Here is an 11,637-nt window from a genome sequence, read left to right on the forward strand (position 1 = left end):
CAACGTAATACACGGGTGTGTCTCATGAAAAAAATGAAAGTTGTCATCGCCGACGATCACCCCATTGTGCTGCTGGGGGTTCGGGAGTTGATGGAGCGCGACGATCGTTTTGAGATCGTGGGTGAGGCGGTCTGCTCCAAAGGCGTGATCGAACTGCTGGAAAGCCAGCCAGTGGACATCCTCATCACCGACTACAACATGCCCGGGGACTCGCCCTACGGCGATGGCCTGAAGCTGGTGGAATACCTCAAGCGCAACTACCCGCGGCTGCAGATCCTGATCCTGACCATGATTTCCAATCAATTGATCCTCACCCGCCTGCACGAACTGGGGGTGGTTGGGGTGATCCAGAAAAGCCAACTGCACGAGGAAATCCAGACCGCCCTCAAGACCATTGCCCAGAAAGGCACCTACCGCAGCCTGGAACCGGCAGCCAACTCGGTGATGGAGTCCAACATGGACATCGACGCCCGCTTCTCCACCCTGTCGCCCAAGGAGTTTGAAATACTCCGGCTGTTCGTCTCCGGCAAAAGCGTCAGCGACATTGCCCGCACCCAGCATCGCAGCGCAAAAACCATCAGCGCGCAAAAGATCTCGGCCATGCGCAAGCTGGAGGTGCAAAGCGACCAGGACCTGCTGGCCTACTGCATTGGCCGCAATATTTTCAACTGAGTCTCGGTGCCCCGGCCTGAACGGAAAGAGAAACCCGTAGGCCACCCGCTACAACGCCGGCTCGCCCTCCAGCACCCACCAACGAGGCAACAACTGCTGGACCCGCGCTTCGGCAAAGCGATCGTCAATCAGCACCACCACCCCACGATCCTCCTGACTACGGATAACCCGCCCCGCCGCCTGCACCACTTTCTGCAAACCCGGGTAAAGGTAGGTGTAGTCGTACCCGGCGCCAAAGATCGCCGCCATGCGCTGCTTCAATTGCTCGTTCACCGGGTTCAACTGAGCCAGGCCCAGGGTCGCGACAAAGGCGCCGATCAGCTTCGACCCGGGCAGGTCGATGCCTTCGCCAAACGCCCCGCCCAGCACGGCAAAGCCTATGCCCTGGCCGTCTGCGCGAAACTGCTGGAGAAATGCCTGGCGTTGCCCCTCGTCCATGCCCCGTGACTGCAACCACAGGGGGATCGCCGGGTAGCACTGGGCCAACAGCTCAGCCACCTGCTGCAAGTAATCGAAGCTGCTGAAAAACGCCAGGTAATTGCCCGGGCGCTGCTGGAACTGGCGCGCCATCAACTCGACGATGGGCTCCAGGGAGGCCTGGCGCCGGGCGAAGCGCGTGGAGATCCGGCTGACCACTTGAACCTGCAACTGCTCAGCCTGGAACGGTGACTCCACGTCCATCCACACGCTGTTGTCCGGCAGGCCCAGCAGGTCGGCGTAGTAATGCCGCGGGCTCAAGGTCGCCGAAAACAGCACCGTGCTGCGTGCCGCGCTCAGCCGGGGACGCAGCAACGGGGCAGGCACCACATTGCGCAGGCACAGCTGGGACTGGCTGCGGCGCCCGCCCGCCTCACGCTTGCTGATGTCGAAGAGGAAATGCCCGTCAAACAGCTCGGCAACCCGGGCGAACTGCAGCAGCTCGAAGTAAAACCCCTGCAACCCGGCGTCCAGGCTCTGGGGCGGATCGTTGAGGTAATCGCCAATGGCCGACACGCACAAGGCCAAGGCCTTGAGCAGTGCACTCGGTGGCTGGTCGTAGGCCTGATAGGCGGCGACTTGCTCCTTGTGCAGGGCGTTCCATTCACGGTTGAGCCGTTGCAGAGGCTTCTTCAACACCTCGGGGGCGGCCTGGCGCACGCTGCCCAACTGGTACTGGTCGAGGCTGGCGCTGTACATCGCCCGGCCTCGCTCTACCAGGTTGTGGGCCTCATCCACCAGCACCGCGACCTGCCACTGATTGGCCTGGGCCAGGCCGAACAGCAAGGCGCTGAAGTCGAAGTAATAGTTGTAGTCGGCCACCACCAGATCACTCCAGCGGGCCATTTCCTGGCTCAGGTAATAGGGGCACACCTGATGTTCCAGGGCGATGCGCCGCAGGTTCTGCTGGTCCAGCAGGGTTTGCTCGCTGGCGGCCTGGCGCGCACCCGGCAGGCGGTCGTAGAAGCCACGGGCCAAGGGGCAGGACTCGCCATGGCAGGCTTTGTCCAGGTGTTCACAGGCCTTGTCCCGGGCCACCAGTTCCAGCACCCGCAACGGCAGCCCGGCATGGCTGTCCTGCAGCACCCGGGCGGCATCCAGGGCCAACTGCCGGCCCGGGGTCTTGGCGGTGAGAAACAGCACCTTGTCCAGGGCCTGCCCGGCCATGGCCTTGAGCAACGGGAAAATCGTTCCCAAAGTCTTGCCGATGCCCGTAGGCGCCTGGGCCATCAGGCAGCGCCCGGTGCTGACCGCCTTGTACACCGCCTCGGCCAGGCTGCGCTGGCCGCTGCGAAACTGCGCATGGGGAAACACCAGGGCCTGGGTCGCCTGGTCCCGGGCCTGGCGGTGGGCCATTTCCTGTTCGGCCCACTCCAGGAAGCACATGCACTGCTGGTTGAAGAAGGTTTCCAGTTGCGCTGCCGAGAACGTCTCCACCAGCGAGGTTTCTTCCTCGCTGACGATGTCGAAGTACACCAGCGCCACCCGCAGGCTCGGCAGTTGCAGGCTCTGGCACATCAGCCAGGCATAGACTTTGGCCTGGGCCCAGTGCAGTTGACGGTGGTTGGCCGGCTGCCGGCTGAGGTCGCCGCGAAAGGTCTTCACCTCTTCCAGCAGTTGTTGCCGGGGGTCATAACCATCGGCCCGACCGCGCACCCGCAACGGCCCATACTGCCCTTCCAGCGCCACCTCCTGCTGGTAGTCGGGGTTGCGCCGAGCGGCTACGGTGCGATGCCCGGCCATGCCCTCCAGGGCCGTGGGCGACGGGGTGAAGCGCAGGTCCAGGTCACCGACCTTGGCGCTGAACTCGCACAAGGCGCGCACCGCAACGCTGTAGCTCAAGCCTCCAGCTCCTGCCATTGCACGTAGCACACGGCGATCGGCATGCGCTGCTCCTGGCAGAACTCCAGCCAGCGCAACTGGTTGTCTTGCAGGCGGTCACCCGGGCCTTTGACTTCGATCATGCGGTAGGTCTTGTGCTCCGGCCAAAACTGGATCAGGTCCGGCATCCCGGCGCGGTTGGCCTTGATGTCCAGGAGCAACCGCTGGAACCAGTGCAGCAAGTGCTGGGCCGGCAAGCAGTCCAGGGCCTGTTCCAGCAGCGCCTCGTTCAGCGCCCCCCAGAACACGAACGGCGACTGCACCCCCCATTTGCTGGCGTAGCGCCGGGTGATGGTTTCGCGGTAGCGGCCATCCTCCAACTCCGCCAGGCAGGCCTGGAACAAGTCGGCCCGGCGCTCATGGAAGTCTTCATTGAAGAGGTCCACCGGCCCGCGCTGGAACGGGTGGAAAAAGGCCCCCGGCAAAGGTGCGAAGATCGCCGGCCAGCACAGCAGGCCGAACAGCGAATTGATCAGGCTGTTCTCCACGTAATGCACCGGTGCCTGCTCTTCGTGCAAATGAGCCTGCACCAGGAACTCCACCGACAGCCCGTCTTCGCCCCGGGACAGCGCCAGGTCCAGGCGCTCGATCTGCCGCGAAGCGGCGCCACGGGGTGCGGGCGGGCCGCCGAGTTTGCGACGCAAGCGCGGCACCATGCGCAACAGCTGCTGGGCCTCGGCCGCACTCTCCGGGGCCTCTTGCGCAGCACAGGCCAGTTCCAGGGCCTGGGGGTAATCGGCGCTGCGCTCCAGCACGCGGATCAGGCGCATGCGCGCGCCCGGATAGACACAATCGCCATACACCTTGAGCGCCGCCGGCCAGTCGGCCAGGCGCTCGCAATGCTGGCCCAGCTGAAACAGCAACTTGGCGCGGCGCCGCTGCAACCAGGGGTTGGCACTGTGGAACTCACGAATCCGGGTCAACACCGAGTCCAGATCGGCCCCGGCCTCGAAGTCTTCCTGGCAGCCGTGCAGGGTGAAAAAGCCGTCCACATCCTCTCGGCTGCGCAGGCCACGGGAGTCGGCGCCGATCTCGACCTTTTCATAGGTGTAGATGCCCAGGTCCGCCAGCACGAATTCCGACCAGTCCTGATAGAGGTTGCCGAAGAACATCAGCCGCAGGCGATCGCAGAGGTCCATCAGGGTCAGGCTGAACAGCCGCTCCGGCAGCGCCGGGCACCATTGGGCCAGGGTCAGCGGGGCCTCGAACAGCGGCGCCAATTCCGCCAGCCAGTCACCCTTGCGCCCCTTGGGCTGCTGGATATGGGGCTTGAACGCCTGGAGCAGTTCGGCCTTCTGCAACAGCCCGAACAGCTCTTCCAGGCTCAATAACGCCTGCTCATCCACCCAACCCAGGCGTAGCAACGGCGCCACGGCCTCGGCGCTGTCGCCGATCTCCACGTAGTGCAAGCGACTGGCGCGAAAATGCCGGCCCTTGCGCATGACCATGCGCACCAGCAAGGCCTGGGCCGGCTGGGGTAACGCACGGAAGTCGTCGATAAAACCCTGCTCGGCCGGCGACAGCACGTCGGCATAACGCTGAGCGAGCCAATCGAGCACTTGCTGGAAGTTGTGCAAGTAATAAAAGGGGTTTTCCAGGGGATTTGAAGTCACAGAACTTGAGGCGCCACGGCAGAGGAATACTGGTTATGCGTACAGATAACAGCTGCCCCCTGGCCTGGCAACGAGATTTGGATAAATGGTGGCGATGATTGTCTGGCGCCAACGACAGCACCGGGCCCGCCCCCTGAAGCCGCCCAGGGTGGGCAGCTTACCAAGGGCGCAGGGGCCGGCCCGCTATTGCCGGGTACGCCACCCCGTCGCCGCCAGGGCCTGCAACAGCCGCTCGGGTTCCAGGGCCGGCACTTGCACCCCGCTGGCCGTGCTCATGCTTTCACCGGCCAGCAACGCATTGACGATGGCCTCTTCCACGGCTTCGGCGGCCGCGCTGAACAACGGCGAGATGTGGTCGTTGTTGAGCATCGCCAAGGCCGTGCTCAAAGGCAGGTCCTTGCGGCCATAGTCCGCCGGTGGCAGGTCGCGGTTGCCGGTGGCGAACGCCAGGAAGATATCGCCGCTGGAGTCTTCGGTGCCGCCGCCGGTGCGGGCGATGCCGATGGACGCACGCTGGGCCAGGCGCTGGCACTGGTGCGGCAGCAAGGGCGCATCGGTGGCCAGGATCACCACAATCGAACCCATGCCCGGGGTGCCGCGCTCGGCGAACGGCGAAGCAATGTCGCCCAATTGGCGCCCCACCGGGTAGCCGTCGACCCGCAATTCCTCGCGCTTGCCATGGTTGGCCTGGACCAGGGCGCCCACGGTGTAGCCGCCCTGGGCCGTCGGCAAACGCCGAGAAGCGGTGCCGATGCCGCCCTTGAACTCGTGGCAGATCATCCCCGTGCCGCCGCCCACCGCGCCCTCTTCCACCGGCCCGGACCGAGCCCGGGCCATGGCTTCACGCACCTGTTGCGGGCCCACGTGCTGGCCCCAGATGTCGTTGAGCAGGCCATCGTAGGTTTCCATCACCACCGGCATGCACCAATACACCGCCGGGTCGGCCCGTTGCTCCCGTTCCAGGGCAATCAGGCTGTCGCGCACCACCCCCACGCTGTGGGTGTTGGTGATGGCCAGGGGCGTGGCCAGGAAGCCCGCCTCGCGAATCCACTCCAGGCCCGTGGCGTCACCGTTGCCGTTGAGCACATGGCAACCGGCAAAACAGGGTTGCTCGCGCGCCGGGCCTTCCCGCGGCTGGATCAGGGTCACGCCGGTGCGTACCTGCTGACCATTGACCTCGGCCTTGAGGGTGCTGTGGCCGACCCGCACCCCGGGAACGTCGGTAATCCCGTTGTCGGGGCCCGGCGTTCCCAGCCCCAGGCGGATACCCAATTCACGTGCACGCATAACAGCTCCTTAGAGTTTCTGAAACGCCGGGCTGAACCGGCCGTTGGTGCCGTACAGCAGCGCCGACAGCGCCAGCAGCCCGACAATCACCAGGATGTCCCGGGCCGAGGCCTCAAGGAACAGATTGACCAGCAAATACCCCGCACCCAGCACCGCCACCAGTGCCGGCAACGGCCACAGCGGCATGCGATAGGGATGGGCCCGGTCCCGCAGCAACACCCGGCTCATCAAGGCACACAGGGCCACGATCAGGTACACCAGCATGATCAGCAGCACGCTGAAGGACGTCAGGTCCGCCAGGTTGGAACTGAAGCTGAGCACGGCCGAGGGGATCGCCAGGAACAGCGTAGCCAGCCACGGCGAATCCCAGCGCGGGTGGATGCGGGTGAACAGGCGATTGATGCCTGGCGTCCACAGCGCATCCCGGCCGCTGCTGAACACTACCCGGCCGATCTGGATGACGATGGCGACAATGGCGTTGAACACCGACAGGAAGATCCCGGCACTGACCACCCGCGCCAGGGTCGGGTTGCCGTGGCTGGTCAACAGGTAACCGATGGGGTCCGGGCTGGCCAGCAGTTCGCTGAGGGACGGCGCACCGATCAGCAACGCGGTAAGCGGCACCAGTTCGATAATCACCACCAGCGCCAGGGACCAGAGCACCGCCTTGTGCACGCCGCGGCCCTGGCACTTCATGTCCTCGGCCAGCAACACGGCCGGGCCATAACCGTTGTAGGAAAACAGGCCAATGCCCACCGCACCGATCACCAGGGCCCAGGGCGCCAGGTGCAGCACCCCGTCGTTGACCATCTGCGGTTGCAGCAACACGCTCAGCGGCTGCGAGGCATGACCGAAGCCCAGGCAGACGATCACCAGCAGCGCGGCGATTTCCAGCAGCAAGCAGGTGCCGGTGATCCAGGCGTTGAGTTTGATATTGAGGATGCCCAGCAAGTAACTGCCGACCACGATGACCAAGGCCACGGTCTGGGAGTCGTACTGGGTGCCCAGGGCATTGTTCAGGTAGGTCGCCGCACCGGTGGCCAGCACCGGCGGGATAAACAGCAACATCACCAGCACCGTGAGAAAGGTCGCGTAGCCGGCCAGGCCGCCAAACACCCGCTTGGCGTAGACGTATTCGCCCCCGGCGCTGTTGTGGGCCCGGCCCAGTTCGGCGTAGCAAAAGGCGAACATCAGGGCCAGCAGCCCCGCCATGACAAAGGCCAGGAACACCCCGCTGCCAGCCTGGTGGATGGCAAAGGGCGCAATCACGAACACCGAGCTGGCGGGGGTCACCCCGGACACGGTGATTGCCACTACGTCGAACACACTCAGGGTGGGTTTCAGCGCGCCATCGGGCACGGTGGAAGAGCTCATGTCGTTATCCTCGTGTTTGTTTTTGGTCTGAGGCAGAAACGAAGTCAGTCAAGCGGGTGCGTTCTTGGCGTCGCACTGGATGGCCGTCACTCTAATCAGCCAAACGGGCGCGGCCCATTCCCCTATTGGAGTACTCCCCCTTGACGCTGGCGCGCAAATGGTCGAAACCGTGCAGCGACACCCTCGTCACGGTTTTGCGGGAGCACGGTATTTGAGTACGTTGTTCAGGGAAGTCGGCATGCACGCCGGGTTGGGCCGGACCCTGTCCCAGGTCGGCACTCCTCGGTTCTGGAAGCAGTTGATTCTGCTGCTGCACCAGGCGTCACCCTTCGATAACGCCCTGGCGATCTTCTACCCCGCCGAGGGCCCGCCCCAGGCCCTGGAGGAATACGACGCCGAGCCGTCGAGCAAACCGGCGTCGATGCTCACCTACCTCAACGGCCTGTACCTGCTGGACCCGTTCTTCCAGGCGTGCCGCGAGGGCTACCCGAACGGCTTGTACCGCCTGGAAGAGGTCGCCCCCGACCACTTCCGCCAGAGCGAGTACTTCCTCAACTACTTCCACGACAACGTGCTGGAGGATGAACTGCAATTCATCCTCCAGTTGCCGGGGGCCGGCACCTTGTCGTTGTCGTTGGGTATGCAGCGCCTGTTCACGGCCCAGGACGTCGGCCAACTCACCACCTTCGCCGCTTGGGTGCTGCCGCTGATGCAGCAACACTGGCAGCAGCAAGGCTTGCAGCAGGGGCTGCCGCAGGAGCCGCGCAAACCGGCAGCCGCCGAGGAAATGGCCAGCCAGATACGTGATGCCCTGAGCCATTTTGGCAGTGGCGTGCTGTCTGACCGCGAGCTGGAAATCGCCCGCCTGATCCTGCGGGGCTTTTCATCCAAGGCCATGGCCGAGCGCCTGAAAATCTCGCCGGAAACCATCAAGGTTCACCGCCGGCACCTGTACGCCAAACTGGACATTTCCTCTCAGCCAGAGCTGTTTTCGTTGTTTATCCAGTCCCTGGGGCACGACTTGGACAACCCCTGAGGCGCCGGCGGCAGGCCCTCAAGCGTTCAAGGAGCTGGAGCGGTAATCCCGCGGTGACTGCTCGAAATGCTTCTTGAAGGTGCGGCTGAAATGGGCCGAATCGGTAAACCCCCATTTGAAGGCGATGTCGGTGATCGATTCGTGGCGCAAGCCCGGGTTACTCAAGTCGGCGGCGCTGCGTTTGAGCCGCGAACGCTGGATAAACCGGCAGACGCTGTCGCCCTGCTCTTCAAACAGCCGGTACAACTGACGCACCGAAATATTCAACTGCTGGGCCAGGGCCACCGGGGTCAACCCGGGTTCATTCAGGGACTGGCTGATCAATTGCTGGGCCTGGCTGCGCAGGCAACCGCCATGCAGGCTGTCGTAACCGTCGAGGGTGCTGCTGAGGGTCTGGCGCAAGGTCGGCGCCAGCAGCGCAATCAAGGCTTCCTGCAGGGCCTGGCCTTCCTGCTGCGCCGCGCACCCCTGGAGGTCGCCGCTGCAGATCTGCTCCACCAGCAAGCGCATCAACCGACCGCTGGCGCAGTGCTGGGACAGTTTGCCGAACTTGCGTTGCTGGGCCGGCAGGTGGCGATACACCTCATCGCGGGACAAGTGGAATGACGCATGTTCGATCAGGCCGTGGGGCACGATCTCGCAGGCACCGGCCGAATCCAGCAGAGCCATGTCGCCGGGGGCCAGTTCGATGCTCTCCCCACCCTGCTTGAGTTGCGCGTGGCCGCTGCGCTGGACGATCAGGAAGCAGTGGCGATCGTCTTCCTGATCGACGCTGGTGCTCTGCCGTGAGATCAGCCCGGCATTGGTGCGGATCCGCGCCACTTCCAGGCCGGCGTAATCGAGTAACCCAACCTCGCCGATAAATAACGCCGAATTCAGCGCCGGGCGCGCGTCGAAGCGGCCGCAGACACCCTGCAACGCCCCTATCCAGGAACCAAAACTATGGGAAGCAAGCACTGTGCACCTCCAGAAGCCGGTTGAGACCGCCTTTGTTGTTATGGCGATATCATTAACATGTTATCTATTTGCCAGGCAAGAAACCCTGCCCGCGTGGATAGTCTGTTATGGCCTAAGCACGAGCTGTGCCAGCAGTCCCGGGAATGATTGGCCCAACGCTCCAGGCACCGCGTGGCCCTTCTGGCCGCCGCAGGTTTCTGGCATCCTGCGCCTCCTTTTTTCTGACCGGGTTCCCAGGTTCTGCCGATTGCCGTGCGCCTGAGGCCCCGATTTCCTTCATTTCGCTATCTGTCGAGCAGCGCCTCGACACAGGCTTGCCGGGCTTTTTTCCATGACCGCCGCTGATAAATCCACGCCGCGCTACACCTCCGACCTGATCTACGGCCTCGACGACCGACCCCATTTCAGCGCGGCGATTTTTGCCGCGCTGCAGCACGTGCTGGCGAGTTTCGTCGGGATCATTTCCCCGACCCTGATCTTCGGCGGGGTCCTGGGGCTGCAGGACCAGGTGCCTTACTTGATCAGCATGGCGTTGTTCGTCTCGGGCCTGGGCACCTTTGTCCAGGCTCGGCGCCTGGGGCCCATCGGCTCTGGCCTGCTGTGCGTGCAAGGCACCAGCTTCTCGTTTATCAGCGTGCTGCTCAGCGCCGGGTTTATGGTCAAGGCCCGGGGCGGCGGCACCGATGAGATCCTCTCGACGATTTTCGGCATCTGCTTTTTCGCCGCCTTTATCGAGATGTTCCTCAGCCAGTTCATCGGCAAGCTGCGCAAGCTGATCACCCCGGTGGTCACGGGCACCATCATCACCCTGATGGGCCTATCGCTGATCAAGGTGGCGGTCACTGACATGGCCGGCGGCTACGGCGCCAGCGACCTGGGCGCGGCCAGCAACCTGGGGCTGGCGGCCCTGGTGCTGCTGACCATCGTGATGCTCAACCGCTTCAACCACCCGATGCTGCGGCTGGGCTCGATCGTCATCGGCCTGACCCTGGGCTTTTTCGTCGCCTGGCTGCTGGGCCGGGTGGACATGGGCGCCCTGCCCGACGTGCCGCTGATGAGCGTGCCCGTGCCGTTCAAGTACGGTTTTTCCTTTGACTGGGTGGCCTTTATCCCGGTGGCGGTGATTTTCCTGATCTCGCCCCTGGAAGCCGCCGGCGACCTGACCGCCAACTCGATGATTTCCCAACAGCCGGTCAAGGGCCCGCTGTACATCAAGCGCATCAAGTCCGGCCTGCTGGCCGACGGTTTCAACTCCATGGTGGCGGCGGTGTTCAACAGCCTGCCCATGGTCACCTTCGCCCAGAACAACGGGGTGATTCAGCTCACCGGCGTGGCCAGCCGCTACGTGGCCTACTTCATCGCCGGCCTGCTGGTGCTGCTGGGGCTGTTCCCGATGATTGGCGCCGTGCTGCAACTGATGCCCAAGCCGGTATTGGGCGGCGCCACCCTGATCATGTTCGGCACCGTGGCGGTGGCCGGCATCAAGATCCTCGCCGAGGCCGGGCTGCATCGGCGCAACGTGCTGATCGTGGCGATTTCTCTGGGCATGGGCCTGGGCGTCGCGGCGGTGCCGGAAGTGCTGCGGGACCTGCCCAAGGCGCTGCACAACATCTTCGAATCGCCGATCACCGTGGGCGCGTTCTGCGCGATCTTCCTGAACATCTTCCTGCCGGAAGAGTTCATCGAGCTGGAGGAAGACGAGTTCGACCCGGAGGCGGCCACCCTCAAGGTCATGCAAGACCCGGACATGGGCGGTAAAACGAACTCGTGAGGTTCTCGGGCGTCTATGCTGCGTGGCCGCTGCCGACGCCCTCCCTTCACGACTTGACAGGTGTGCCTGATGCGCAAGATTTTCGGTTTGACCCTGTGCCTGCTCCTGGCCAGCCTCAGCGCCTGTGCCCTGTTCCCCCAGCGCGACCCGCTGAACATCAATGTGGTGGGCATCGAGCCGTTGCCCAGCGAAGACCTGGAAATGCGCTTTGCCGTGACCCTGCGCTTGCAGAACCCCAATGACAGCGCCATCGACTACAACGGCGCGGCCCTGGACCTGGAAGTCAACGGCCGGCCCCTGGCGTCGGGGGTCAGTGACCAGCACGGGCGCATCGGCCGTTTCTCCGAAGGCGTGCTGGTGGTGCCGGTGAGTGTTTCGGCGTTTTCCGTGTTGCGCCAGACCCTCGGCCTGGGCCAGACCCAGGGCTTCGACAACCTGCCCTATGTGTTGCGGGGCAAGCTGGCCGGCGGCCTGTTCGGCACCTTGCGCTTCGTCGAGCGCGGCCACCTAAGCCTGCCCAACGCCGCCAACGGCGACTGGTAAACGCTGTCAGGGCCCGGCCCAAGACG

General features: G+C 64.1%; 9 protein-coding genes. 4 read left to right on the forward strand and 5 right to left on the reverse strand.

Annotation, left to right across the window (positions count from 1 at the left end):
- Positions 1-24: 24 nt before the first annotated feature.
- The gene (locus tag M1B35_RS12185; protein ID WP_123332687.1) at positions 25-672 is read left to right on the forward strand and encodes a response regulator; all 648 of its coding nucleotides are present in this window, start codon (positions 25-27) and stop codon (positions 670-672) included.
- 48 nt (positions 673-720) lie between these two features.
- Here M1B35_RS12185 and M1B35_RS12190 read toward each other — a convergent pair whose 3' ends face one another.
- From M1B35_RS12190 to M1B35_RS12205, 4 genes are all read right to left on the reverse strand, one after another.
- Complete coding sequence (locus M1B35_RS12190) at positions 721-2,991, reverse strand: ATP-dependent DNA helicase (RefSeq protein ID WP_268262015.1); 2,271 nt, start codon at positions 2,989-2,991, stop codon at positions 721-723.
- On the reverse strand, positions 2,988-4,643 hold the full coding sequence (locus tag M1B35_RS12195; protein WP_268262016.1) for a VRR-NUC domain-containing protein: 1,656 nt from the start codon (positions 4,641-4,643) through the stop codon (positions 2,988-2,990). Before M1B35_RS12195 ends, M1B35_RS12190 begins: the two co-directional genes overlap by 4 nt.
- 183 nt (positions 4,644-4,826) lie before the next feature.
- Positions 4,827-5,930: a DmpA family aminopeptidase gene (locus M1B35_RS12200; RefSeq protein WP_268262017.1), complete on the reverse strand. Its 1,104-nt coding sequence runs from the start codon at positions 5,928-5,930 to the stop codon at positions 4,827-4,829.
- A 9-nt stretch (positions 5,931-5,939) separates the two neighbouring features.
- Positions 5,940-7,304, reverse strand: a complete 1,365-nt coding sequence (locus tag M1B35_RS12205; RefSeq protein ID WP_268262018.1) for an APC family permease — start codon at positions 7,302-7,304, stop codon at positions 5,940-5,942.
- A gap of 211 nt (positions 7,305-7,515) precedes the next feature.
- Between M1B35_RS12205 and M1B35_RS12210 the strand changes: the two genes are divergently transcribed.
- On the forward strand, positions 7,516-8,340 hold the full coding sequence (locus M1B35_RS12210; RefSeq protein WP_268262019.1) for a helix-turn-helix transcriptional regulator: 825 nt from the start codon (positions 7,516-7,518) through the stop codon (positions 8,338-8,340).
- Positions 8,341-8,358: 18 nt separating this feature from the next.
- On the opposite strand, the gene feaR is transcribed toward M1B35_RS12210, so the two are convergent.
- Positions 8,359-9,297 (reverse strand): transcriptional regulator FeaR, encoded by a 939-nt coding sequence (gene feaR / locus M1B35_RS12215; RefSeq protein WP_123332675.1) that lies wholly within the window; start codon positions 9,295-9,297, stop codon positions 8,359-8,361.
- Between the two features lie 331 nt (positions 9,298-9,628).
- Between feaR and M1B35_RS12220 the strand changes: the two genes are divergently transcribed.
- Positions 9,629-11,068 carry a nucleobase:cation symporter-2 family protein gene (locus tag M1B35_RS12220; protein WP_123332673.1) on the forward strand — a complete coding sequence of 480 codons (1,440 nt, stop codon included), beginning with the start codon at positions 9,629-9,631 and terminating at the stop codon, positions 11,066-11,068.
- Positions 11,069-11,137: 69 nt separating this feature from the next.
- Positions 11,138-11,611 (forward strand): LEA/WHy family protein, encoded by a 474-nt coding sequence (locus tag M1B35_RS12225; RefSeq protein ID WP_123332671.1) that lies wholly within the window; start codon positions 11,138-11,140, stop codon positions 11,609-11,611.
- Positions 11,612-11,637 lie beyond the last annotated feature (26 nt).

This window comes from Pseudomonas morbosilactucae, assembly GCF_023241665.1.
GTDB lineage: Bacteria > Pseudomonadota > Gammaproteobacteria > Pseudomonadales > Pseudomonadaceae > Aquipseudomonas > Aquipseudomonas morbosilactucae.